The organism is Candidatus Tumulicola sp., from assembly GCA_036490475.1.
Classification (GTDB): domain Bacteria; phylum Vulcanimicrobiota; class Vulcanimicrobiia; order Vulcanimicrobiales; family Vulcanimicrobiaceae; genus Tumulicola.
Genome location: DASXDT010000005.1, coordinates 155,868 through 179,090 on the forward strand (window position 1 = coordinate 155,868; position 23,223 = coordinate 179,090).

Annotated in this window: 23 protein-coding genes, 7 tRNA genes and 1 other RNA gene; 10 read left to right on the forward strand and 21 right to left on the reverse strand. The window is 61.0% G+C overall.

What is annotated here, in order from left to right; all coding sequences use genetic code 11:
- Positions 1 to 27 precede the first annotated feature (27 nt).
- Both VGF98_04395 and VGF98_04400 read left to right on the forward strand, forming a co-directional pair.
- Positions 28 to 792 (forward strand): DUF4397 domain-containing protein, encoded by a 765-nt coding sequence (locus tag VGF98_04395; GenBank protein HEY1680861.1) that lies wholly within the window; start codon positions 28 to 30, stop codon positions 790 to 792.
- Positions 789 to 1,871: a hypothetical protein gene (locus VGF98_04400; GenBank protein ID HEY1680862.1), complete on the forward strand. Its 1,083-nt coding sequence runs from the start codon at positions 789 to 791 to the stop codon at positions 1,869 to 1,871. The genes VGF98_04395 and VGF98_04400 overlap by 4 nt, the downstream gene beginning before the upstream one ends.
- 5 nt (positions 1,872 to 1,876) lie before the next feature.
- Here VGF98_04400 and clpX read toward each other — a convergent pair whose 3' ends face one another.
- The 5 genes from clpX to VGF98_04425 all read right to left on the reverse strand — a co-directional run bounded on the left by clpX (position 1,877) and on the right by VGF98_04425 (position 5,384).
- Positions 1,877 to 3,136, reverse strand: coding sequence for an ATP-dependent Clp protease ATP-binding subunit ClpX (clpX, locus tag VGF98_04405; protein ID HEY1680863.1), 1,260 nt, complete (start codon positions 3,134 to 3,136; stop codon positions 1,877 to 1,879).
- Between the two features lie 30 nt (positions 3,137 to 3,166).
- The gene (locus VGF98_04410) at positions 3,167 to 3,775 is read right to left on the reverse strand and encodes an ATP-dependent Clp protease proteolytic subunit (GenBank protein HEY1680864.1); all 609 of its coding nucleotides are present in this window, start codon (positions 3,773 to 3,775) and stop codon (positions 3,167 to 3,169) included.
- Between the two features lie 70 nt (positions 3,776 to 3,845).
- Positions 3,846 to 5,201 carry a trigger factor gene (gene tig / locus VGF98_04415; protein HEY1680865.1) on the reverse strand — a complete coding sequence of 452 codons (1,356 nt, stop codon included), beginning with the start codon at positions 5,199 to 5,201 and terminating at the stop codon, positions 3,846 to 3,848.
- Positions 5,201 to 5,275 (reverse strand) — tRNA-Gly (locus tag VGF98_04420). The genes tig and VGF98_04420 overlap by 1 nt, the downstream gene beginning before the upstream one ends.
- Positions 5,276 to 5,302: 27 nt before the next feature.
- Positions 5,303 to 5,384 (reverse strand) — tRNA-Leu (locus VGF98_04425).
- Between the two features lie 171 nt (positions 5,385 to 5,555).
- On the opposite strand from VGF98_04425, the gene VGF98_04430 reads away from it, so the two are divergent.
- On the forward strand, positions 5,556 to 5,756 hold the full coding sequence (locus VGF98_04430; protein ID HEY1680866.1) for a hypothetical protein: 201 nt from the start codon (positions 5,556 to 5,558) through the stop codon (positions 5,754 to 5,756).
- A gap of 254 nt (positions 5,757 to 6,010) precedes the next feature.
- Here VGF98_04430 and VGF98_04435 read toward each other — a convergent pair.
- From VGF98_04435 to ffs, 11 genes are all read right to left on the reverse strand, one after another.
- Positions 6,011 to 6,083 (reverse strand) — tRNA-Lys (locus tag VGF98_04435).
- A 5-nt stretch (positions 6,084 to 6,088) separates the two neighbouring features.
- Positions 6,089 to 6,164: transfer RNA gene (locus VGF98_04440), tRNA-Lys, on the reverse strand.
- Positions 6,165 to 6,283: 119 nt separating this feature from the next.
- Positions 6,284 to 6,360 (reverse strand) — tRNA-His (locus VGF98_04445).
- A 46-nt stretch (positions 6,361 to 6,406) separates the two neighbouring features.
- A tRNA-Arg gene (locus VGF98_04450) sits at positions 6,407 to 6,480 on the reverse strand.
- A gap of 3 nt (positions 6,481 to 6,483) precedes the next feature.
- Positions 6,484 to 6,557, reverse strand: a tRNA-Pro gene (locus VGF98_04455).
- Positions 6,558 to 6,568: 11 nt separating this feature from the next.
- Positions 6,569 to 7,420 (reverse strand): GNAT family N-acetyltransferase, encoded by an 852-nt coding sequence (locus VGF98_04460; protein ID HEY1680867.1) that lies wholly within the window; start codon positions 7,418 to 7,420, stop codon positions 6,569 to 6,571.
- Positions 7,413 to 8,009 (reverse strand): RdgB/HAM1 family non-canonical purine NTP pyrophosphatase, encoded by a 597-nt coding sequence (gene rdgB / locus VGF98_04465; protein ID HEY1680868.1) that lies wholly within the window; start codon positions 8,007 to 8,009, stop codon positions 7,413 to 7,415. Before rdgB ends, VGF98_04460 begins: the two co-directional genes overlap by 8 nt.
- An 11-nt stretch (positions 8,010 to 8,020) precedes the next feature.
- On the reverse strand, positions 8,021 to 9,844 hold the full coding sequence (gene lepA, locus VGF98_04470) for a translation elongation factor 4 (protein HEY1680869.1): 1,824 nt from the start codon (positions 9,842 to 9,844) through the stop codon (positions 8,021 to 8,023).
- Positions 9,845 to 9,862: 18 nt separating this feature from the next.
- On the reverse strand, positions 9,863 to 10,147 hold the full coding sequence (locus tag VGF98_04475; GenBank protein ID HEY1680870.1) for a YggT family protein: 285 nt from the start codon (positions 10,145 to 10,147) through the stop codon (positions 9,863 to 9,865).
- Complete coding sequence (locus VGF98_04480) at positions 10,144 to 10,632, reverse strand: DUF4446 family protein (protein HEY1680871.1); 489 nt, start codon at positions 10,630 to 10,632, stop codon at positions 10,144 to 10,146. Before VGF98_04480 ends, VGF98_04475 begins: the two co-directional genes overlap by 4 nt.
- A 23-nt stretch (positions 10,633 to 10,655) precedes the next feature.
- Positions 10,656 to 10,754: signal recognition particle sRNA small type (gene ffs / locus VGF98_04485), an RNA gene on the reverse strand.
- Between the two features lie 95 nt (positions 10,755 to 10,849).
- On the opposite strand from ffs, the gene VGF98_04490 reads away from it, so the two are divergent.
- Positions 10,850 to 11,077, forward strand: a complete 228-nt coding sequence (locus tag VGF98_04490; GenBank protein HEY1680872.1) for a CDGSH iron-sulfur domain-containing protein — start codon at positions 10,850 to 10,852, stop codon at positions 11,075 to 11,077.
- Position 11,078: 1 nt separating this feature from the next.
- Entirely contained in the window at positions 11,079 to 12,251 is a 1,173-nt protein-coding gene (locus tag VGF98_04495; protein HEY1680873.1) for a homogentisate 1,2-dioxygenase, read from the forward strand.
- On the opposite strand, the gene fahA is transcribed toward VGF98_04495, so the two are convergent.
- Positions 12,238 to 13,527, reverse strand: coding sequence for a fumarylacetoacetase (gene fahA / locus VGF98_04500; GenBank protein HEY1680874.1), 1,290 nt, complete (start codon positions 13,525 to 13,527; stop codon positions 12,238 to 12,240). The genes VGF98_04495 and fahA overlap by 14 nt on opposite strands.
- Positions 13,524 to 14,471 carry a hypothetical protein gene (locus VGF98_04505; GenBank protein HEY1680875.1) on the reverse strand — a complete coding sequence of 316 codons (948 nt, stop codon included), beginning with the start codon at positions 14,469 to 14,471 and terminating at the stop codon, positions 13,524 to 13,526. The genes fahA and VGF98_04505 overlap by 4 nt, the downstream gene beginning before the upstream one ends.
- A gap of 62 nt (positions 14,472 to 14,533) precedes the next feature.
- Between VGF98_04505 and hppD the strand changes: the two genes are divergently transcribed.
- Genes hppD through VGF98_04530 form a run of 5 tightly spaced genes read left to right on the forward strand, consistent with a single transcriptional unit; the run spans position 14,534 to position 20,919 of the window.
- Positions 14,534 to 15,649 carry a 4-hydroxyphenylpyruvate dioxygenase gene (hppD, locus tag VGF98_04510; protein HEY1680876.1) on the forward strand — a complete coding sequence of 372 codons (1,116 nt, stop codon included), beginning with the start codon at positions 14,534 to 14,536 and terminating at the stop codon, positions 15,647 to 15,649.
- Positions 15,649 to 16,911: an SUMF1/EgtB/PvdO family nonheme iron enzyme gene (locus tag VGF98_04515; GenBank protein ID HEY1680877.1), complete on the forward strand. Its 1,263-nt coding sequence runs from the start codon at positions 15,649 to 15,651 to the stop codon at positions 16,909 to 16,911. The genes hppD and VGF98_04515 overlap by 1 nt, the downstream gene beginning before the upstream one ends.
- Complete coding sequence (locus VGF98_04520; GenBank protein ID HEY1680878.1) at positions 16,911 to 18,530, forward strand: peptide ABC transporter substrate-binding protein; 1,620 nt, start codon at positions 16,911 to 16,913, stop codon at positions 18,528 to 18,530. Before VGF98_04515 ends, VGF98_04520 begins: the two co-directional genes overlap by 1 nt.
- Before the next feature lie 20 nt (positions 18,531 to 18,550).
- Complete coding sequence (locus VGF98_04525; protein ID HEY1680879.1) at positions 18,551 to 20,023, forward strand: NADP-dependent isocitrate dehydrogenase; 1,473 nt, start codon at positions 18,551 to 18,553, stop codon at positions 20,021 to 20,023.
- 17 nt (positions 20,024 to 20,040) lie between these two features.
- Positions 20,041 to 20,919, forward strand: coding sequence for a cobalamin-binding protein (locus VGF98_04530; GenBank protein ID HEY1680880.1), 879 nt, complete (start codon positions 20,041 to 20,043; stop codon positions 20,917 to 20,919).
- Here the strand turns inward: VGF98_04530 and VGF98_04535 are convergent.
- The 3 genes from VGF98_04535 to VGF98_04545 form a co-directional block, all read right to left on the reverse strand.
- Positions 20,916 to 21,644 (reverse strand): hypothetical protein, encoded by a 729-nt coding sequence (locus VGF98_04535; GenBank protein HEY1680881.1) that lies wholly within the window; start codon positions 21,642 to 21,644, stop codon positions 20,916 to 20,918. The two genes, VGF98_04530 and VGF98_04535, sit on opposite strands and share 4 nt — an antisense overlap.
- A gap of 310 nt (positions 21,645 to 21,954) precedes the next feature.
- Positions 21,955 to 22,596 (reverse strand): histidine phosphatase family protein, encoded by a 642-nt coding sequence (locus VGF98_04540; protein HEY1680882.1) that lies wholly within the window; start codon positions 22,594 to 22,596, stop codon positions 21,955 to 21,957.
- A gap of 15 nt (positions 22,597 to 22,611) precedes the next feature.
- Positions 22,612 to 23,169, reverse strand: a complete 558-nt coding sequence (locus VGF98_04545; protein HEY1680883.1) for a ferritin-like domain-containing protein — start codon at positions 23,167 to 23,169, stop codon at positions 22,612 to 22,614.
- Between the last annotated feature and the right edge of the window lie 54 nt (positions 23,170 to 23,223).

Below are 23,223 nucleotides of genomic sequence, written 5' to 3' on the forward strand. Positions count from 1 at the left end.
AAGGCCTCTTCTCTTAAGGGCCACACCATGCTCGCTCGAACCGGGTTGCTTCCATCGCTCGCGGCCGCCATCGTTCTGTTAGCGGGATGCGGCACTTCGAACGATTCTACGCCTTCGATTGCGGCCGCGCCGGGCAACGTGCAGGTTCGGTTCATCCAAGGATCCCCATCGCTCGAGGCGATCATCGGCGGACAGCCGACCGATCTCGGCCCGTCTACGTATCTCAGCGTCGACGGCACGACCGTCGCATCGTCGTTTCTCTACGCGTATCTGACGCCGTTCGCCAACTATCATTCCGGCTCGCTGTCGCTCGAAGCGCTCGATAGTTCGGGCTACAAAGTCGGCCCGGTAAAAACGACTGCGCTCGCGGCCGGAAAAAGTTATACCGTCGCACTCGTCGGCACGTATCCAAACTACAAGGCGCTGGCATTCGAAGAGCCGGCGCCGCAATCGCGGGTAACCGTTTCGGCGTACGGCGCATCGCCCAGCGTACCCAACGCTGATTTCGGTTCGTTTGTGACGTCGGGCCAGCGCCAATACAAAAAACTCGGTAGCGTAACTTTGGGAGAAATCGCCACCACGAACGTCGGCACGCACGTGACGAATTTCGGCGCCTACATCGGACACGGAACGATGCCTGTGGAACGCGGCGCGATCGCCGTAGAATCCGTCGACTCCTTCGATACCCGGGGCGTCCTGCCGTTCCACAACGCGACGCGCCTCTCATTATTTTTTCTCGACCCGAAGGGCGGTCAATCGCTCGGTCCGGTCCTAGGGAGCCTGGATCAGTGAAACGTTCGTTCTGGTTGGTCGTCGCACTCGGTGCGCTGTACGCCCTCTGGGCCTGCGGCGGCGCATCGCAAAACGGCCCGGTGCCAACGTCCTACACACCCGGCCCGGGCTCGACGCCAACGGCCGCGCCTAACGTCCTTTACGTCGATCATCACGGAACGTTGTACCGGTATGGGCTTCCATTGCGAGCCGGGGAACGTCCGTCGCAAACGCTGGTCGAATCGCCTGGTTCGGCACTGACACCACAGCTTGCGGTCGATCCCTTCGGCACCATCGCGATCGCGACGGCGCAGTACGTGTACACGTTCGCCCCGCCGATCCAATCGTTCCAACCGAAACACGCCAAGGTAAAGCTAAAACTAACGCCTGCCATAACCGAGATCGGGCCAGGCGGCGCCGATTTGGTCGACATCGAGTACGACCCGAACGATAACCTGTGGCTCCTCAACGATTTAGGCGGCGAAATCTCCGAACTCGCAGCGCCGATTCACGCGCACGCGGTTGCGGCGTTTGCCATTCCGTTCGGCGTCTCGGGAACCAAAGCGGCCGGTTTCACCGGCTTGATTCAGGCGCGCTTCGACGTCAGCGCAGCGTTGTACGTCTACGCAACTAACGCAGCCGCCAATCGCTCGCGTCTGTTCAAGATCTCGTTTCCGTATGCTAAACCACCGTCCGCCGTTGGAATCGATGTAGCCCAAGCAGACTTCGTGGACGCCAGTCAATACTTGCCGACGGACTCGAAGCCGAACTCGCTACTTCTCGGCCAATACAATGGCCTACTAGCATCTCCGGCGCCGAACCAACCGCCGCCGCCGCCATCCAACGTCTTGGCGCAGTTCCCCGAACCGTTCCCGCCGGGACAAGACTTCTTTCCGGAGTCGCACAACGACAGTATCGTCGGAGCGTTGATCGCCGACCCGCCGCGCGACATGTTTTATGCGTTGGATCGAAGCACCGGCCGTCTGGACGCGTATGCACTGCCGCTTCACAACGGAGCGACGCCCAAGTTCTCGATCGCCTGTCCCGGGGTTCCAGCCGATTGCGCCGGCCAAAGCGAGCATCTGTTCCTAGCGCCCTAACGGGACTAGGCGGGCATGTCCTTCTTCTGCTCGTGATAGATCAGCGTCGGCGCTTCTTTCTTGTCGATCACGTCTTTGTTGACGATGCACTTCTTGACGCCTTGCAGCGACGGAAGATCGTACATCACTTCCAGCATCGTCTCTTCGAGAATCGAGCGTAGTCCGCGCGCGCCGGTTTTACGGGTCTGCGCCTTGACCGCGATCGCTACCAGCGCCTCTTTGGTGAACTGCAGGTCGACGCCGTCCATGTTCAAGATCTTCTGGAACTGGCGGACAAGCGCGTTACGCGGCTCGGTAAGAATTCGGCGCAATGCCAGCTCGTCGAGCGCATCGAGCGTAACGACGATCGGCAAACGTCCGATGAACTCCGGAATGAGCCCGAACTTGAGCAGATCTTCCGGCATCAACTGCTGCAGAAGCTTGCCGACGCGGACGTCGCGCTTGCCCTCGGGGGTCGCGCGGAAACCCATGTTATTAGCAGCCACGCGCGACTCGATGATCCGCTCTAAACCGTCGAACGCTCCGCCGCAGATGAACAACACGTTGGTCGTGTCGATCTGGATGAACTCCTGATGCGGATGCTTGCGGCCGCCCTGAGGAGGCACGTTGGCCGTCGTACCCTCGAGGATCTTGAGCAGCGCCTGCTGCACGCCCTCACCGGATACGTCGCGGGTGATCGACGGGTTCTCGCTTTTGCGCGCGATCTTGTCGATCTCGTCGATATAGACGATGCCCTTCTCGGCGCGTTTGACGTCGTAATCCGCAGCTTGAATGAGTTTGAGCAGAATGTTCTCGACGTCTTCGCCCACGTAACCGGCTTCGGTCAACGAAGTGGCATCGGCCATCGCCAACGGCACGTCGAGGATCTTGGCCAGCGTCTGGGCTAGGTAGGTCTTGCCGGAGCCGGTCGGTCCGACCAGCAAAATATTCGATTTTTGTAACTCGACGTCGTCGGCCGTGCTGCCCGCATTGACGCGCTTGTAGTGATTGTAAACGGCGACCGCCAGCGACTTTTTAGCCCGGTCCTGGCCGATCACGTACTGATTGAGGATGTGGTTAATTTCTTTCGGCTTCGGGATGTTCCGAAGCCGCAGATTCTCGTCGACGTTTTTATAGAGCTCTTCCTCGATGATCTCATTGCAGAGCTCGATGCACTCGTCGCAAATGTATACGCCCGGACCCGCGATCAACTTGCGCACTTGCTCCTGCGACTTGCCGCAGAAGCTGCACTTTAGTTGTCCCTTTTCTTCTCCAAACCGGAACATCGTAGGAACGGGGGATCCTCCTTCGGCGCGCTAGGCCTGGCTCGGCAGACCCTGTCGGTCTTCGAGAATATGGTCGATTATCCCGTAATCCTTGGCCTCTGAGGGCGTCATGTAGTAGTCGCGGTCGATGTCGCGCAGCACTTGTTCGAGCGGCTTTTTGGTCGTCTCTTCATAGATCTGGGCGACCGTCTGGCGGGTCGCGATCAGATCGCGCGCTGCGATTTCGACGTCGGTGGCCTGGCCGCCGATCTGCGACACCCAGGGCTGATGGATCAGGATCTTCGTATGCGGCAGCGCATACCGCTTGCCCGCCGCTCCGCCGGTTAACAAGATCGATCCCATCGAGGCAGCCATGCCCATACAGATGGTCGCAACATCGGGTTTGATGAAGCGCATAGCGTCGTACATCGCCAAGCCTGCGGTTACGCTACCGCCGGGGGAGTTGACGTACATATCGATATCTTTGTCCGGGTCTTCTTTTTCGAGGAAGAGTAGTTGCGCGATCACCAGGTTGGCTAGGTGGTCGTCGATCGCTCCGCCGACGAAGACGATGCGGTCTTTCAGCAAGCGCGAGTAGATATCGTAGGCGCGCTCGCCGCGAGCCGACTGCTCGACGACCATCGGCACCAAATGTCCCATAAATTTACTTTCTCACGTTTCTCTTCGGACGATTGCACGGCGCCGCGGCAATGCGCGCCTGCTCCATAAACTACGCGGGCGTTCCCGGGGTTTCGATTGCCGGCGCTGCGGGTCCGGCGCGGTCGATCAGATAGTCGAGCGTTTTGGTGCGCACGATCCCGTCCATCAACGCGACGACCGAGTTGCCTAATGCTTTGCGGACTTTCGCAACGGGCTGGCCGTATTGCCGCGACAGCGCCTCGAGTTCTTCGGCAAGGTCGGCAGGTGTCGCGACGATATTCTCCTGCTTGGCAATCTGCTCCACGAGCAGCGTACCCTTCACGCGCGATTCAGCTTCGGATCGTAACTGCACGCGCAACTCATCTTCAGTTTGTCCCACACGCTCGAGATGTTGTGCGAACGAAATGCCGGACTGCGCCGCCGCGGCGGCAGCGTCTCCCATCAGCCGCTCGAGTTCGTTCTCGACCATTACTTCGGGCAACGGCACTTCGTGCGTCGCAACAAGCCGCTCGACGATCGCGCTTCCGGTCGCGCGCCGCGCGCGCGCATTCGATAGCGCTTCGAGCCGTTTGCGCACGTCGGCGCGCAGATCGTCTAACGGACGATCCGCCACGGCACGCGCGAACTCGTCGTCGATGGCCGGCACTTCAAGCGCCTTTACGTCGTGCAGCGTTACGGTGAAGTCGGCTTCCTTACCAGCCAAATCCGAGACGCTGTAGTCGGCCGGAAACGCGGCCGCAATTTGTTTGGTTTCGCCCGCTTTCATGCCGGCGATCCCGCTCGCAAATCCTGGAATAAAACGCCCTTCGGCCAGTTCGATAACCGAACCGGTCGCTGCTCCGCCTTCGAACGGATCGCCGTCGACGCGGCCCTCGTAATCCACCGTCACGACGTCGCCTAAATGCGCCGGGCGATCGGCCGGCACCAGCGTGCCTCGCTCGCGAGCTAGCGCTTGTAGGCTCCGCTCGATCTCGTCGTCGGTCACGGGCTCGGGCGTCGCCGCGACCGGCAATGCCGAGTACGGTTGTAGCGCGATCTCGGGACGCACGTGCACGGTCGCCTTGACGCGCGTCGGCCGTCCGTCGGTTTCTTCGACGATCTCGAGATGTGGATGTTCGACCGGATCGAGTTGATGCTCGCGCAGCGCGCGCGCGTATGCTTCCGGCACGACTTCGTCGACCGCTTGCGCGGTAACGGCGCCCGGGCCGTACGCCTGCTCGAACACCTTCCGCGGCGCCTTCCCTTGACGAAAGCCCGGCAGGCGAACATTTTTGGCGAGCTTGCGAAACGCGCGCTCCTCAGCTGCGGCCAGTTCGTCCGCGCTGATGGGAATGTCGAGCTCGACTTGCGTCGGCGCAAGGCGGTTGAGAGTCGAGGTGCTCAGGGTGTATATGCTCCGAAGAGAGGGGGGGCAGTCTGTAAAAATGGAGCGGAAGACGAGATTCGAACTCGCGACCCTCGCCTTGGCAAGGCGATGCTCTACCACTGAGCTACTTCCGCGTCTGCCGCCGACGAACGGGAACGACGTGGGCACACAGAGACTCGAACTCTGACGGGTTGCCCCACTGGAACCTAAATCCAGCGCGTCTACCAGTTCCGCCACATGCCCGGCACGCCCGTGTCCGGCGAACCCCGTCATATAGAACGTCCTCGTTTCATTTCCTCTCACAATGAGAGCCGTTCACGCGTTTTCGAAAGCAAGTTAGGATGGCGATGCTTTGAGGTATAAGCTCGCCGCGTAGACTCGATTTTTCACAACGCAATACAGAAAAGGTGCATCATGACGACTATCGGACCGGACGATTCGCCGGAAACGACGCCCGGCGGCGCCGACGATCTGAGCCAAGACTTCACGCTGACAGCCGGAGACGACGTCGACGACGATGATGACGACGACGACGACGACGATGACGACGCTGCCGACGACGATGTAGACGACGACGATGGCGGCGACGGGGCCAGCGAAGGCAATCCAGCCTAGCACCAATCCTAAGGGGAAGAGCCGGACCAGCATCCGGCTCTTTACTTTTGTCGCACCGAAAACGATTCACCGTCTAGCTAATCGAGGTCAGATGCGCCTGTAATCGCGGGCGTGTGCGGTCCCAAGTATCGCGATGAAATCGATGCGAACGTGATCGCGCTTAACCTGTTGCCGTTCGCAGTCATGCGACTGCTCGTCCCGACGTGCTCGTCACAAAAAAAGCCCCGCAATTTCTTGCGAGACTTTTTGAGTTTTGCACCGCGAGGGACTTGAACCCCCAACCAAGTGATTAAGAGTCACCTGCTCTACCAATTGAGCTAGCGGTGCGAATGTGGTGCGCCCTCCGGGACTCGAACCCGGGACCAACGGCTTAAAAGGCCGCTGCTCTACCGACTGAGCTAAAGGCGCTCGCGCGGCTCAGGCCGTCCTATCGATACGCAGCATTTCGTTCCGCGTCCTGCCAAACGAAAGAGAACTCGCTGCAACGCAGCCATATCAAAAAAGACCTGGAATAAAGAGCGAGAGGTTGGGGTGACCGACGGGATCCGAACCCGCGACCTCCCGAGTCACAGTCGGGCGCTCTGACCAGCTGAGCTACGATCACCACACGAACACCGAGTCTAGCATACCCGGCGACGGACGTTGCAATTCGCGCCCGGAGGGACTCGAACCCCCATCTTCGAGTTTAGAAGACTCGTGCCTTATCCTGTTAGACTACGGGCGCATATCGGGACGACAGGATTCGAACCTGCGACTTCTGCGTCCCAAACGCAGCGCTCTACCAAGCTGAGCTACGTCCCGCTCCGCCCTATCTAGAATATTAACGGATGAAAGCCTGCGTACCGTTCCGGCTCGGGAAGTGGAGCGTCGCCGGCCAGGATCGTGTGCGCTTCGACCCGCAGCCCGGCCTCCAACGCAGTGCGCAGCAGGCGGAGGTTTTCGGCTGGAACCAACAACGAACACCACGACGCGCCGAAGGTTCGCTGCAGCGTCGCCAGTGCGAACGAAAAGAGTTGCGTCGCGTACGCCGGCGAGGCGACCGCCAGCGGCCCGATGCGCCCGTCCGGTCGCGCATATGCGTACGCGACGAACTCGCCGTTGAGGGAGAAAGCGAGTGCCGCAGCCTCACGGGCGAACCGGAGATGATCCGACGGGCGCGCGGTTCCACGCACGCTGCGATCGAGCGCATCGATGAAGCGCCCGTGCTCGCGCACATCCAGCCGGGCGACGTCGAACCGGTATTCGCCGGCCGCCATCCGCAACAGTGCGTCCTCACGCGGGAGCGCGCCTCGCAACTCTACGACGCTACTCTGGACTCGCAGTCCGGCATGTGTCAAGAGTGCAAGCGCCGCAGCATCACCGGCCGCGACCGAAACGAGACGCGGCTCGCCGTCGCCCGCCCCCAGGGCTGCAGCAAAGAGACGCCGTCCGATTCCGCCTCCGCGGAAGCCTCGATCGACGTGTACGCGTCCGACCAGCAATTCATCCTCCGAACGATGCGCTAGTGCGATCGCGACCGGCTCGTCTCGATCGAATGCGGCCCAAGCACAGTCTTCGCGGGCGCATTCCATCGCCAGCGCAACGTCGAGATCGCCGCGGCCGTGTCGCCGTTCGTAGCGCGCCGCATCGTCAGCATCGCAGGCGCGAACATCGAGGTTATCCATCGTCACGCAACGATGCCAGCAACGCATCGGCCGCACGTTGCCGGTGGCTCACGCGATTCTTTTCGCCGGGGTCGAGCTGCGCGAACGTGCATGACCGCGGTGGATACCAGAACAGCGGATCGTAACCGAATCCATGCTCGCCCGCTTCACGCTCCGTGATCCGGCCCTCGACCGTTCCGCGCGCGGAACGCAAGCGTCCATGCGGTTCGACGAACGCCAGCGCCGACACGAACCTTGCACCGCGCCGCTCAGGTGATACACCGGTAAGTTCGTCGAGCAACAGCAAGCGTCGTTGCGGCCACGTAATGTTCTCGCCGCCGTATCGTGCCGAATGGATTCCCGGACGGCCACCGAGCGCGTTAACTTCCAAACCGCTATCGTCGGCCAATACGGCCGCTTCGATTCCGGCCCCGCGCAGTTGTTCGTGCAGCGCCAGCGCCTTCAGCGTGGCGTTGCCTTCAAACGAGTCCGAGGTTTCTTCGACGTCGCGATACTCCGCGAACGTTTCGAGCCGCAACGGCGACCGCTCGAAGATGGCGCGCATCTCCCGCAGCTTACCGGCGTTCTTGGTAGCGACGAATGTGCGCATGCTGTCAGGAGCTAGTCGCCGAGCCGCAAGACCGCCATGAACGCTTCTTGCGGAAGCTCGACGCGCCCGACGCGCTTCATGCGCTCCTTGCCGACCTTCTGCTTCTCGAGAAGCTTGCGTTTACGCGTGATGTCGCCGCCGTAACATTTTGCTAGAACGTTCTTGCGCATTGCGGCGACGGTTTCGCGCGCGACGATCTTCCCGCCGATCGCGGCCTGAATCGGAACGTCGAACATCTGGCGCGGAATCAACTCTTTCAGCTTTTCAGCCAGCGCGCGACCGCGGCTCGCCGCCTTTTCGCGGTCGACGATGAACGATAGCGCATCGACCGGCTCGGCGTTCAACAAGATCTCGAGTTTGACCAAGTCCCCTTCGCGGTACCCGATCACGTCATAGTCGAGCGACGCATAGCCCTGCGTGCGTGACTTGAGCTGGTCGAAGAAATCGACGATCACTTCGATGAGCGGCATCTCGTAGGTCAGAATCACGCGCCCGTCGTGGAGATATTCCATGTTCGACAGCGTGCCTCTGCGGCTTTGCGTGATGCCCATTATTCCGCCGACGTAATCCGGCGGCGTGATGATCGTCGCTTTAACGTAGGGCTCCTCGATCGTTCGAATCGATTGCGACGGCGGCATCTTCGACGGATTATCGATAATCATCGTCTCGCCGTCCGTCTTGGTCACGCGAAAAACGACCGATGGAGACGTTGCGATCAAGTCGAGCGAGTAGTTGCGTTCGAGGCGCTCCTGCACGATCTCCATGTGTAAGAGACCGAGAAACCCGCAGCGGAAGCCGAACCCCAGCGCGGCCGACGTTTCCGGTTCGTACACCAGCGCGGCGTCGTTGAGCTTGAGCTTTTCGAGCGCGTCGCGCAAGTCTTCGTACGCCGCGCCTTCGTTCGGATAGAGCCCGCAATACACCATCGGCACGGCCTTGCGGTAGCCGAGCAGCGGAATATGCGCCGGATTCGACGGGACGGTAATCGTATCGCCCACATCGATGTCGCCGAGCGATTTGATGTTGCCGATCGCGTAGCCGACGCCGCCGATGTCCAGCTTGTCGACCGCGCGCATCTCGGGCGTAAAGATGCCGACTTCGGTACACTCGAACACGTGCTGGTGCGCCATCGACATGAAGCGCATCCCGGCGCTCAACTCCCCGTCGACGACCCGAATATAACTGACGACGCCGCGGTACGGATCGAACTGCGCGTTAAACACTAGGCCGCGCAGATGATCGCGATGGCCTTTCGGCGCCGGAATGCGTGAAACGATTGCTTCGAGGATTTCCTCGATGCCGATACCGTTCTTGGCGCTGGCGAGAATGCACTCGCTGCGCTCCATCACCAGCAACTCTTCGATTTCCGCCATCACGCGTTCGGGATCGGCGGCCGGCAGATCGATTTTGTTGATGACCGGAATCACCGTCAAGCCATGCTCGATGGCCAGATGATAGTTCGCAAGCGTTTGCGCTTCGATGCCTTGCGCTGCATCGACGATCAAGAGCGCGCCCTCGCAGGCGGCCAACGAGCGCGACACTTCGTACGAGAAGTCGACGTGTCCGGGCGTATCGATCAGATTGAGCCGGTACGAGTCACCGTCGTTGGCATGATAATCCAGCGTGACCGGATGCATGCGGATCGTGATCCCGCGCTCGCGCTCCAGATCCATCGCGTCCAACTGTTGCTCGCCGAGATTGCGTAAGGCGATCGTGCGCGTAATCTCCAACAGTCGGTCCGACAGCGTCGTCTTGCCGTGGTCGATGTGCGCGATAATGCAGAAGTTGCGGACGTTCGACGCGACGTCGATACGGTGCGGGTCGGTTTTTGCCAACGCCACGCTACACCGCCATCAAAACGGCGAACAAGCGTTGATCATCGCCTTTAAGATAAGCTGCCGAACAACAACTTGAAGCAGTAAGAATACGACGAGAAACGAGATATCCAGGCCGCCGATCGGCGGGATGATCCGGCGAAACGGCCGGAGCACCGGCTCGACCAATCCGGCCAGAATGTAGACCCACCGGCCGCGCGCGTTCGGGAACCACGAAACTACTGCGTAAACGAACAAGATGGCAATATATGCCCACAGCAGTTTATCGACAACGTGCCAAAAAGTGCAAAGGCCGGCGTTCATCGCTGGTCCTTGGCACGCGCGATCGCCTGCACTTCTTCATCCGACGCTTGGGCGCTCGGCTCGAAACCCTCGACTTGCTTTCCGTACGTACGCGTGTCGGTTCGTGAATAGAGGCTCGACAGCACGACGCCATCGCCGTTGCGATTGAGCAGTGCGAGCGCATATGACAGGTCGGATCCGACGTCGTCGATCGCGTTATAGCGGACGAAGCCGATGCGCGAAACGTCGGTGGCTGCCAGCGTCTCGAGGGTCGCTACACGCGCGGCGGCGGCGGCGATCGCATCGTCGAGGCGTTGCTGGCCGGTCTGGAGCTCGCTCAACCGAGCCGACGCTCCACGGGCCGAGCCGCCGATCAAACCGTCGTGCACATCGATCGTTTCCTGTAGTTTCGAGAATGCGGGGCGCACGACCGCGGCGTGGTACACCAGCAGCGCGATCACCGAGGCGACGAATGCGGCCGCGGCCGCTATGAGGCTTGTCTGCATCTTCTTTATTATTGCACCACGACGAGGATCAGGTGGATCACGGCACCCGCAACGATCCGCTTACCGTTGCTTCCTTCCGGATCTGGCGGGGTTCACGGGGCTGCGCCGCGTGAAGCCCAACCCCCATCATGGCTTGCCCATGATAGCACAAGCCGCGGGCACCACCCTTCCGCTCGAGCGACCGGGGAGGCCCGGGCCGCCGCCGAAATTCCAGCCTATGAACGACCCTGTCATGATCAAGGTCCGCCGCGACGGTCCGTACCTCGTCACCGGCGCAATCACGCTGACCGATGCCGATGGCAACCGGTACGACATCGATATGCCGAATGTCGCGTTATGCCGGTGCGGCGCCTCGCAAACCAAACCGTTCTGCGACGGTTCGCACCGTACGAACGGGTTTTCCGGCGACGAATCCGCCGGCTCCGCTGAAAGGATCTCCTCGTAACATGCCGTCCTACGTCCGCGCCGGTTCCGTCCCGCACAAACGGCACATTCAGTTTCGCCGGCCCGACGGTGGTCTCTATGCAGAGGAGTTGTTTTCAACCAAGGGTTTCGAAAGCTCGTACTCGTTGCTCTACCATATGCGACCGCCGACCGCCACGCTCGACGTGCGTCCGTGGGAGCGCCCGGCCGTGCGCTACGTTCAGAACGATCCCTTACGCAACCGCCACTTTAAAACTGCGGCGTTACAAGTGCCCGCCGGCGACGCGGTCGAGTCGCGCGTTCCGGTGCTCGGCAATGCCGACATGAAGATTTCCGTGGCGCAGGCCGATCGCCCGATGGAGTATTGGTATCGGAACACCGGCGGCGACGAGATGCTGTTCGTGCATCACGGGGCGGGCGTGCTCGAGACACAGTTCGGCACCCTCGCGTACCGCGAGCGCGACTATCTCATCATCCCGACCGGAACGATTTATCGTTTGATTCCGGCGGCGCCGACGCGCTTACTCGTTCACGAAAGTACCGGCGAAATCAAAATTCCGCGCCGGTACCGCAACGAGTACGGCCAGCTGGAAGAGCATGCGCCCTACTACGAACGCGACTTCCGCGTTCCCGTGCTTGGGAAACCGCAAGAGCAACAAGGCGAATACGAGATCCGGGTAACCAACGCCGGCCGCAACGCAACCTATATCGTGCAAAACCATCCGTCCGACGTGGTCGGGTGGGACGGTTACTGTTACCCATACGCGTTCAACGTCGATGAGTTTATGCCGATTACCGGCAAGCTGCACCAGCCGCCGCCCGCGCACGCAACGTTTGAGGCTCCCGGTGCGGCATTCTGCGCGTTCGTTCCGCGGCTGTTCGATTATCATCCGCTCGCGATTCCGGTCCCGTACAATCACTCCAGCGTCGATTGCGACGAAGTGATTTACTACGTCAGCGGCAACTTCATGAGCCGGCGGGGAATCGACGAAGGTTCGATCACCCTGCACGCCGCCGGAGCACCGCACGGGCCGCAACCCGGCGCGGTCGAAGCCAGCCTTGGAAAAACGTCCACCGACGAAATCGCGGTGATGGTCGACACCTTCGCGCCGTTGATGATGGCCGAGCCGGTGCTGGCGTGCGAAGACGGCCAGTACTTTCGCTCTTGGCTCGAGCAGCCGGCTACGGCGCAGTAACGCCCGCGACGATCGTCCCGCGCGCCGTGCCGAACCCGATGCGCCGCGCGCGCTCGTTTTCGCACCAACCCCGCAACGTTATTTCATCGCCGTCCTGTAGGAACGAGCGGTTTTCGCCATCGATGTCGATCGGTCGCTCGCCGCGCCACGTCAGCTCGATCAGGCTTCCGTAACTGTCCGGCTCGGTGCCCGAGATCGTACCCGATGCAAACAAGTCGCCCGGCCGCGTGAGCGCGCCGTTGACGGTTGCGTGCGCGAGCTGTTGCGCCATCGACCAATACATCGCGGCGAAGCTGGTTCGCGAGATACGTTGCGGCGGGCGGCCGCGCTCGCGCATGCGCTGGGTTTGCAGTTCGACGCTCAACTGAATATCGAACCCGCTTGGCCCGCTCGCGCGGAGATAGTCGAGCGGTTGCGGATCCTGCACTGGACCGGCAATGCGAAACGGCTCGAGCGCGTCGAGCGACACGATCCACGGCGACATCGTCGTCGCGAACGACTTCCCGAGAAATGGCCCCAGTGGCTGATACTCCCAGGCCTGCACGTCGCGCGCGCTCCAGTCATTCACCAACACGAGCCCCGCGATATGCTCCTCGGCTTGCGTTACCGCGATCGGACCGTTGCGTCCGTTACCTTTACCGGTAATGAAACCGACTTCTAGCTCGATGTCGAGCATCGTGCTGGGGCCGAACGACGGCGCCGGCGCATCCGGCGGTTTGCGTTGACCGTTTGGCCGCGCCACCGGCTCGCCGTCGACTTGAATCGTGGCCGAACGTCCGTGGTAGCCGATCGGAATCCAACGCCAATTGGGAAGCAGCGGTTCGCCGCCGGGACGGAAGAGTTTGCCCAAGTTGGTCGCGTGTTCGAGCGACGAATAGAAGTCGACGTAGTCGCCGATGTCGACCGGAACGAGCATGTGCGCGTCGCGACCGTCGAGCAAAACGCCGCCGGCTACGCGATCGCGCAATGCCGAATCGCCGTCGGTCGCTAACAACTGCGACAGCCGACGCCGGAGCGCGGTTCCGGCGGCGCGGCCCTGCGCCAAGAACGCATTGAGGGTTGGCCGTTGCAGCAACTCCGGCCGGCACGCGTCGTCGAGCAATCCGGCTTGCGAGAGCGCGTACAGATCGACCAGCGTTTCGCCGACGATCGTGGCGGCATGCGGACCGGTCGGTGACGTGAAGACACCCAACGGCAAATTCTGAATGGGGAAGTCGCTATCGCGCCCGACGTCGATCCACGACTCGAGTTGCGGCGACAGCGTTTGGTCGGTCATCGCGCGGCCGGCGGGAAGACGCCCAACGCGGTGAGATCGTCGACCGGCTCTTGCACGCTGCAGCTGCCGTATCCGTGGAAGAATGTCGAACGCATTCGGCCGATCTCGCCGATGTCGACGCGACGATCGCGCCAACGCAGCGAGGTTTCGTCGAACGCAAACGCCTGCGGATCTTCTTCTGCCACGACGGCAGCTAGGTCGGCAGGCGAAACGTCGGGCGCGAGTGCGGCCGCAACCAAGATATTGAAGAACCCGTGCATCGTGAATCCGGTAACGGCATCGAGGTGTCGCACGGGATGATGCAAACCGGCCGTCGCTTTGAAGGCAACTCCATGACTTGCCGCCGCGGCGATGAACTCGGCCACGCGTTCGACGCTCGGAAACGCTTCGGCGACCGTGCCGCCGCAGCGAAGCTTGGCATGCAGACCGGTTCTTTGCAGCGCGTGCATCGCGGCATCGAGTCGCTCGCCTTCGGTACCCGGCGGGAGTTCCAGGTAGGTGGGCAGCCCGCGCAGTTCGGATCGTTGGAGCAGCGCCGCCGCCTGCGCGATCGGCGCGTCGGCACTTTCGCGCACGGCTTGCACGATCGCCATTGGAATTTCGAGTGCCTGAATGGCGATCTCGGTGCCTTCGGCGCGGATGGAACCCGCCAGCGACACGGCGGCGCCGAGCGAATCGAACCAGCGGCGCGCATCCCGTTCGACGTCGAGGATCAGCGTCAGCGGCAGCGGCCGCTCCGCGTCGCGCAATACGGCCAGCGCCTCGAGGCGAGACAGCGGCGCCACGAAACGCCCGACCAGCCACGCGTTCGTGCCGGCGACGGTGGCGTCGAATTCGTCGAGCGCGGCTTGCGCGTCCAAGGCAGCCGGCGGAAAAAGTCCGGCGTAATCAATCAGGCGTTCGAAGGCCGCCCGAACCGGCGGGAGGAGTGTCGTTGCATGCACGGTACGGGCGTGCTTCGAGCAGACCGACAGGGGCGCCTCGCGGGCTCCGCCAAGGCTCTCATATGACTACGGCAACCGAATCGCGCAGCAACCCGCTGTCGCACATCGACTGGGACTACATCGAATTCTACGTCGGCAACGCCAAGCAGGCGGCGCATTACTACATGTCGGCCTTCGGGTTCGACCAGATCGCGTACGCCGGACCGGAAACCGGGGTAAAAGACCGCGCCAGCTATTTGCTCGAGCAGAACGGTCTGCGTTTCTTGCTGACCTCGAGCCTGGTTCCGGACGACCAGATCGCACGGCACGTCGCACTGCACGGCGACGGCATCAAAGACGTCGCGATCGTCGTCGCCGACGTACGCGCAGCGCACGAACAAGCGGTTGCCGGCGGCGCGCGCAGCCTCATGGACCCGGCCACCTTCGACGACGAACACGGCCGCATCGTCCGCTCGGCGATTGCGACCTACGGCGACACGGTGCACTCGTTCGTACAGCGCGACGCGTATCGCGGTATCTTCATGCCGGGCTTCGTCGAAGCGCGCAAGAGCATCGCGTCGGTGCGCAAGCCCAATCTGCTCTTCGTCGACCACTGCGTCGGCAATGTCGGCTGGGGCGAGATGGACGTGTGGGGCGATTACTACGCCAACGTGTTCGGCTTTTCGCAGTTGGTCTCGTTCGACGACAAAGATATCTCCACCGATTACACGGCTTTGCGGTCGAAGGTCATGACCGACCCGCGGCATCGCGTGAAGTTCCCAATTAACGAGCCGGCACAGGGCAAAAAGAAATCCCAGATCGAGGAATATCTCGACTTTTATCGCGGCTCGGGCGTGCAGCACATGGCCATCCGCACCGAAGACATCGTCGCGACGGTGCAAGCCTTGCGCGACAACGGCGTCGAGTTTCTGGACACACCCGATTCGTACTACGATATGCTCGAAGAGCGCGTCGGCCATATCGACGAGGCCATCGACCTGCTGCGCGATCAGCGTATTCTGGTCGATCGCGACGATCTGGGGTATATGTTGCAGATATTCACCAAACCGCTGCAAGATCGCCCCACGGTGTTCTTCGAGATCATCCAACGTAAGGGCAGTCTCTCGTTCGGAAAAGGCAACTTTAAGGCACTCTTCGTGTCGATCGAACGGGAACAGGAGAAACGAGGAACCCTCTAGTGAACGCCACCCTAACCGGACTCGACCGCGATTGGTTGATCCAGCAGTATCGAGCGAATCGCCGGCGTTCGGCGGAGATTTTCTCGTTCGTTACCGACGAGGCGTTCTATACCCGGCCGATTCCGCTCCGGCACCCGTTCGCGTTCTACGAAGGACATCTGCCGGCGTTTAGCTTTCTCGTTCTGAACGAACGGGCGTTGGGGGAGGCGCAACTCGATCCCGTGCTAGAGAAACTCTTCGAACGCGGCATCGATCCCGGTTCGGTTGGCGATGCCCGGCGGCACGAGCGCAGCGACTGGCCGTCACGCGCGGAAATCGCCGCCTTCGGTAGAGCCTGCGACGAACGCGTCGAGCAAGCCTACGCGCACGCGCGGCTGGACGATCCGTCGAATCCCCGGCTGGTGCGCGCGCAATCGGCGTTCACGGTGATCGAGCACGAGCAGATGCATCACGAAACGACGATGTATATCGTGCACCGCCTGAAGCGGGCACTCAAGCACTACGTTGTCCAAACGCATCGAGACGGCACGCCGCCGGTCAACGAGTTTCGCACCGTTCCGGCCGGCATCGCGACGCTCGGCACAAACCGCGACGAGGTGCAGTTCGGCTGGGACAACGAGTTCGAACGTCAGACGATCGACGTTCCGGCGTTTGCGATGCAACGCTTCCCGGTTACGAATGCCGATTGGTTGGAGTTCGTCGCCGACGGCGGCCCCGAACCGCTGTTTTGGGTGCAACGCCACGGCAACTGGATGTTGCGCACGACGTTCGAAGAGTTGCCGCTGCAGCTTTCGTGGCCGGTGTACGTTTCACATCAATACGCCCGCGCATACGCCGCCTGGAGAGGCTTACGATTGCCGACCGAGGCGGAATTTCACCGTGCCGCCTACGGGGCTCCCGGCGGATTCGAACAAGCATTTCCGTGGGGCGACGCGCCACCCGCGCCCGAACACGGAAACTTCGATTTTCAACGCTACGATCCCGAGCCGGTCGACGCGCATCCGGCCGGCGCGAGCGCATGGGGTATTTACGATCTGATCGGCAACGGATGGGAATGGACCGACACGCCGTTCGCACCGCTGCCCGGATTCGAGCCAATGGCTTCGTATCCACAATACTCGGCCGACTTCTTCGACAACCGGCATTTCGTGATGAAGGGGGCGTCGCCGGTGACGGCGCGCGGTATGGTGCGTCGCAGTTTCCGCAACTGGTTTTACGACGACTACCAATATATGTTCGCAAAATTCCGCTGCGTCGCTTGATGTTCGCGCGCGGCTTTTGCCTTCTGGCGATCGCGGCGATGCTCGCCGGTACGGGCTGCTCGAGGGCCGGCAGAAACGGCGATTCCGTGAGCGACCGTCTGCGCATCGCTCTTCCGATCAATCCCACCCAACTCAACCCGATTCTGTCGCAGAACTCCATCGAAGGTTTTACCGACAGCCTGATGTTCAACATGCTGGTAACGCACGACGACCAGCATCGCCAAATCCCCGACCTCGCGGCAGTCGTACCGACGCTCGAGAACGGCGGTATCAGTCGCGACGGCTTGACGCTAACGTATCATCTGCGCCGGAACGTGCGCTGGCACGACGGCGCCCCGTTTACCAGTCACGACGTGGTGTTCACCTGGCACGCGATCATGAACTCGCGCAACAACGTGGTAGATCGCCGCGGGTTCGACCTCGTAGCTTCGATGGACGCACCCGACGCGTACACGGTCGTGATGCATATGAAAAAGCGCTTCGCGCCGGCCATCGACACGATCTTTGGCGAGAGCGACATGCCGGCACGTATATTGCCGGCGCATCTGCTCGAGAAATATCCCGATCTTAATCACGTCGCATTCGACGCAGCTCCGGTCGGCACGGGGCCGTACCGATTCGTGCGCTGGCTGCGCAGCGACCACATCGAGCTCGAAGCCAATCCGCAATATTTCCGCGGCGCTCCACACATCCAACATCTCACGCTGGCGATCGTTCCCGACGACGCGACGGTCGGCGCAGAATTACGGTCGCACGAAACCGACTTAGGCCTCGAGATATCGGCGCCCGTGTATCAGGCCTTAGCCAACGCCGACGGTATCACGCGCCAGTTGGCTCAGACTCCAGTCTATACTGCGGCCGACTTCAATACCCAACAACCGATAATGCAAGACGTGCGCGTCCGGCGCGCACTGGCGCTTGGGATGGATCGAGCGACGATCGTGCGCGACGACACCTACGGAACGTCGATGCTGGCGGTCGCGGATCTGTCGCCATATTACTATTGGGCGTTCGACCGTTCGCTCAAACCGATTCCCTACGATCCGGTTCAAGCCAAGGCGCTTCTGGATGCCGCCGGCTGGCATCCCGGCCCCGACGGAGTTCGCTCGCGCAACGGTAAGCGTCTATCGTTGTTACTCGTGTACGGCATTGGAAGCCAACTGATACGCAACATCGTTACGCAAATTCAACAAATGTACCGGCCGCTCGGCGTCGAGGTCGAGCTGAAGGGCTACGATTACGCCAATCTCTACGCGGCGGCCGAAAGCGGCGGAATCATCAACGGCGGCAAGTTCGACATCGCGATGTACTCGTGGATCTCCGGCGCCGACCCCGACAACTCATCGCAGTGGACGTGCAACGCCATACCACCGGCCGGCAACAACGTGGCGCGCTACTGTTCGCCCGCGATGGATGCGCTGCAACGCATCGCGACCAGTAGCTTCGATCGATCCGTGAGAGCGCACGCCTACGCCGGCATCGAAGCGCTCTTATTGCGAGATGCGCCGGCGGCTTTTCTGTACTACCAGCCGCTGCGCTATGCCCGTGTCTCCGACTTACGTAACTTTGCACCCAACGGCACCAGTGAAGCCTGGAACGCCCAGGAGTGGGCCCGCTAAGGGCCGTCGAAGCGTCGAGCATGACGACTTTGACGACTCCCACGGCGACTACAAAGAAAGTGCCGGTAACCGTCGCATACGGCGACGGCATCGGACCGGAAATCATGGACGCGACGCTGCGAATCATCGACGCGGCCGGTGCGCAACTCGATCTCGAACGCATCGAGATCGGTGAAAGCGTCTATAACAAAGGGTTGAGTAACGGCATCGAGCCGTCGTCGTGGGATTCGTTGCGCCGCACAAAAGTATTCTTGAAGGCGCCGATCACGACGCCGCAAGGCGGCGGGTTCAAAAGCCTTAACGTCACCGTTCGCAAAACGCTCGGCATGTATGCCAACGTACGGCCGTGCGCGTCGTTGCATCCGTACGTTTCGACCAAGCATCCGAATATGGACCTCGTGATCGTTCGCGAGAACGAGGAAGACGTCTATGGCGGCATCGAGCACCGCCAGACCGAGCAGGTCACGCAATGTCTTAAATTGATTTCGCGCCCGGGCTGCGAGCGAATCATTCGCTACGCGTTCGAATATGCGCGCGCCAACAAGCGCAAAAAAGTTACGTGCTTCACCAAAGACAACATCATGAAGATCACGGACGGATTGTTCCACCGGACCTTCGACGACATCGCGCGCGAGTACCCGGACCTTGAGAACGAGCACTGGATCGTCGATATCGGCGCTGCGAAGATGGCCGATACCCCCGAAGTCTTCGACGTCATCGTCATGCCGAATCTGTATGGCGACGTGCTGTCCGACGTCGCAGCGCAGATCACCGGATCGGTTGGACTCGCCGGTTCGGCCAACATCGGCGATCACTGCTCGATGTTCGAAGCGATTCACGGATCGGCACCGCGCCGCGCCGGACAGAATATGGCGAATCCGTCGGGCTTGTTCCACGGGGCGCTCTTGATGCTCGTGCACATCGGTCAAAGCGAAGCGGCCGAACGCGCGCACAATGCCTGGCTACGAACTATTGAAGACGGCATCCACACCTACGATATCCATGCCGACGGCGTCTCGAAGAAGAAAGTCGGAACGCGCGAGTTTGCCGACGCCATCATCGAACGCATGGGTCAACGTCCGCAGCATCTGCACCCCGCCGTGTATGCCAAAGACGCGACGATGGATATTTCCGCTCGTCCGGCCGGCAAACGTGCTGAAAAGCGCCACGTCGGCGTCGACGTCTTCATCGATCGTCCGGACGGTAATCCCGACGAGCTCGCGGCCGCGCTCGAAAAGCTCAGAGTCGATGGGACGAAGCTGTCGGTCATCAGTAATCGCGGCACCAAAGTATGGCCGAATGGAAATCCCGACACGTTCTGGAGCGACCATTGGAGCTGCCGTTTCGAAGCGCCCCACGGCGGTTCGTTCGGATCCAAACAGGTCGCGGACTTAATCGCCGCGATTGGCGGCGCGGGATTCGACGTCGTCAAAACCGAGGGACTGTATACCTTCGACGGCGAGCGCGGCTACTCGCTCGCTCAGGGAGAGTAAGACCGCAAAGATCGATCGTGCGTATCGTAAGCCTATTGCCCAGCGTCACCGAGATTCTCTTTGGAATCGGTGCCGGGCCCGAGGTGGTCGGCGTTACGCACGAATGCGATTTCCCGCCTGAAGCGCTCGTTTTGCCGCGGCTAACGGCATCGGCGATTCCGGCGTCCTCGTCACCGGCAGAGATCGATCGGCACGTGCGCGCCGGACTGCACTCTGGATCGAGTCTGTACTCGCTAGATGACGTCGCGCTAGCGCGGCTCGAGCCCGACTTGATCGTCACCCAAGAATTGTGCGACGTCTGCTCGGTGTCCTACGAGCAGGTCGCGACGGCGGTGCGCCGTCTCGGCAACGATCCGCGCGTGGTTTCGTTGGAGCCGTCGTCGCTCGAACAAGTGTTGGGCACGATCGTGACGCTCGGAGAACTCACCAATCACGCGGACGGCGCGCAAACGCTCCTTGCGTCGCTACGTCGGCGCATCGAAGGGCTGCGCGAATCCAATCAAGTGATGAAGAGTCACTTGGTCGAGCGCGTATTGTTCTTAGAGTGGACCGATCCACCGATGAGCGCGGGACATTGGATCCCCGAACTCGTCGAGCTTGCCGGCGGTGACCCGGTGCTAGCCGATCCATTGCGCAACTCGCGCCGTTTGCAATGGGACGAGATCGCCGCGAGCGACCCAGACGCGATCGTCGTAGCCCCGTGCGGTTTCGGTATAGAACAAACGCGCGAAGCGATCGCGCTACTGAATGGAAATGCAACGTGGCGCGGATTGCGGGCCGTTCGCGAAGGTCGCGTCCTCGCCATGGACGGAAACGCCTACGCGAGCCGGCCCGGACCTCGTTTGGTCGACACCGCAGAAATTATGGCGGGCTGGATTGAGGAGTTGCGGGCCTAGGGATAGGCTGCGACTCCGACCGGTTCGTTTACTCCGTTTCCGCGCAGGGCCTTTACGAACGTGCCCTTTGGATAATTGTCAACGCGAACTTCGCGCGCGCATGCGACGTACAGCAACGTATTCTTTTTATTCAATGCGACGCCAAACGGACCGCGACAGCCGGGGATCGTTCTCGTAATCGACGAGTATGGCGGGGCTATAATATCGACGGTGCTCGATTCTTGATCCGCGACGACAAGGTTCTCTTGTAGGTCCACCTGCAGTTTACCGGTGTACGGCCCCTTGAGGGTCGCCTTGAGCACTTCTTCCTTGCAACTGTTCAAGCCATGTTCGAACTCAACGATTCCGCCTCGTCCGCTCGAAAAACCATTGAATGAGACGAAGACGTGATCGGCATTGGCGACAGACACTCCGACCGCGTAGCCTGGAATCGTGCACGCGTGAATCGGAATGTTTTGCTGTTGCCGATACTCCGTTATCCCCTTAAGGTAATTAGCGACGTACACATCATCATGCGAGTCGGTGGTAACGCCGACCGGGCCGCTAACAAGCGTGGTGTACTCAAACGTCGGGGCCGTTTGCCCTTTGGCGTATTCATTGACGACCGCATTGTCCATATCGGTGACATACAGGTTTCCGTGGCGATCGTACCGGTCGTCGTAGATGGCTCCAGTGGCGTAGCCGGTAATGGTTTCGACCGGCTTATAGGCACCGTCGTAAACCACTATGGATCCGCTTTTTTGTCCCGCAACCGCGAGCAGCGACGAGGCCCCGGCGTCACTCGAGTCTGGTTGTCGTACCGCCGGCCCGGTGGCCCCCGGCGGAACGGAGGCTGAAGTCGTTCCCGAGCAACCGCCGATTAGAAATAAAGCGCAAATCATAAGAATACTGTTTCCGATTTTTCCGAACGTTCGCATCTAGCCGCTCCCTTCTTCAAAGCATTGAGCCGCGCGAAGTAGTCCGGTAAAGCCATTCTCCTACGGCTGCGCACCGCACCTGGGGCGCAGCCCCTCGTTTGCTCGATATCCAGAAAGGCTACAGTCGCGTCGCTTGTCGGCTCGCCTCGTGCCAATGCGAAGAATCCGAATCGAGATGGCTTGCGTTGCTCAGAGATGTCACCCGGCCCGAGCCGTCCGCATCGAACACGACGCGCGTTAGAGAAGTCGGCGCAAATCGAAAACGCCCGGCGGTTACCGCTTCGGAACCGTGAGGTGCCATCGCGCGCATCGCAGCGTGCAGCATTCCCGCGTGTGTTACGACGAGCACGCGGCCGGAGCGCTCGCTCAACACATCTCGTTGAAAAGAGCTCCAGCGCGCGATCACATCGGCGAGTGTTTCGCCGCCGGGCGGAGCGTAGGCCGCAACGATATCGGATCTTGAGTTCAGGTCGGGATGCAACGCCGTGATTTCCGGCCACGTTAGGCCTTCCCAATCGCCGAAGTGAAACTCGCGAAGACGAGCGTCCGTGGTAACTTGCAACCTGCGAGGTAATGCGATTGTTTCGGCGGTCTCGCGCGCGCGTTGTAAATCGCTCGCATAGATGCGATCGAAAAGATCGGACCGCAGGCGATCGGCGATTGCGCGCGCTTGCCGGCGGCCGAGCTCGGAGAGTTCCACGTCGCTCTGCCCTTGGTAACGCCCGGAGGCGTTCCATTCGGTGGCCCCGTGGCGGACCAACGTCAGTTCGATCGGTTAGCTAACTTTTTCCAGCAGGTCGTGCATGTCGTTGGCGTGCTCTTCTTCCACCGCCAAGATTTGTTCCATCAAGCGACGCGACGTAACGTCCTTGTCGCCGAGATAGCGGATGATCTCGGTGTACGACTCGATCGCGATGCGTTCTGCGATCAAATCTTCTTTGATCATGTCCCGCAGCGACGAGCCTTCTTTGTACTCCGAGTGGCTACGCGACGCCATTCCCTCGGGATTGAGGTTCGGCGAACCACCGAGCTGCGTAATGCGCTCGGCAATACTGTCGGCATGCCCCTGCTCGTCGTTGGCATGCTCGAGGAATTCGGCCGCAACCGCATCCTTATTCAAACCGGTGGCCATGAAATAATGACGTTTATACCGTAGGACGCAGATGATTTCGGTTGCGAGGGCTTGGTTGAGGATTTCGCAGACCGTGTCGACATCGAGCGCGTAACCTTCGGTAATCGCGCCCTTGTCGATGTTTTCGCGCGCGCGACGGCGCAGCTCCTGAACGTCGGTCAAAAACGGCTTATCGGTTTTGGAAGAAGTATCTTTGCTCACGTCGCTCCTTTTCTAGCAAACGGCGCCGTAGGCCCGTCCCCTGGCCTTCCTATC

Bases quoted from the DNA above. Each gene is read 5' to 3' on its own strand.
- VGF98_04395 (HEY1680861.1), top strand. From the start codon at position 28: ATGCTCGCTCGAACCGGGTTGCTTCCATCGCTCGCGGCCGCCATCGTT.
- clpX (HEY1680863.1), bottom strand. From the start codon at position 3,136: ATGTTCCGGTTTGGAGAAGAAAAGGGACAACTAAAGTGCAGCTTCTGC.
- VGF98_04410 (HEY1680864.1), bottom strand. From the start codon at position 3,775: ATGGGACATTTGGTGCCGATGGTCGTCGAGCAGTCGGCTCGCGGCGAG.
- VGF98_04430 (HEY1680866.1), top strand. From the start codon at position 5,556: ATGACGACTATCGGACCGGACGATTCGCCGGAAACGACGCCCGGCGGC.
- VGF98_04460 (HEY1680867.1), bottom strand. From the start codon at position 7,420: ATGGATAACCTCGATGTTCGCGCCTGCGATGCTGACGATGCGGCGCGC.
- rdgB (HEY1680868.1), bottom strand. From the start codon at position 8,009: ATGCGCACATTCGTCGCTACCAAGAACGCCGGTAAGCTGCGGGAGATG.
- VGF98_04475 (HEY1680870.1), bottom strand. From the start codon at position 10,147: ATGAACGCCGGCCTTTGCACTTTTTGGCACGTTGTCGATAAACTGCTG.
- VGF98_04480 (HEY1680871.1), bottom strand. From the start codon at position 10,632: ATGCAGACAAGCCTCATAGCGGCCGCGGCCGCATTCGTCGCCTCGGTG.
- VGF98_04490 (HEY1680872.1), top strand. From the start codon at position 10,850: ATGAACGACCCTGTCATGATCAAGGTCCGCCGCGACGGTCCGTACCTC.
- VGF98_04495 (HEY1680873.1), top strand. From the start codon at position 11,079: ATGCCGTCCTACGTCCGCGCCGGTTCCGTCCCGCACAAACGGCACATT.
- fahA (HEY1680874.1), bottom strand. From the start codon at position 13,527: ATGACCGACCAAACGCTGTCGCCGCAACTCGAGTCGTGGATCGACGTC.
- hppD (HEY1680876.1), top strand. From the start codon at position 14,534: ATGACTACGGCAACCGAATCGCGCAGCAACCCGCTGTCGCACATCGAC.
- VGF98_04520 (HEY1680878.1), top strand. From the start codon at position 16,911: ATGTTCGCGCGCGGCTTTTGCCTTCTGGCGATCGCGGCGATGCTCGCC.
- VGF98_04525 (HEY1680879.1), top strand. From the start codon at position 18,551: ATGACGACTTTGACGACTCCCACGGCGACTACAAAGAAAGTGCCGGTA.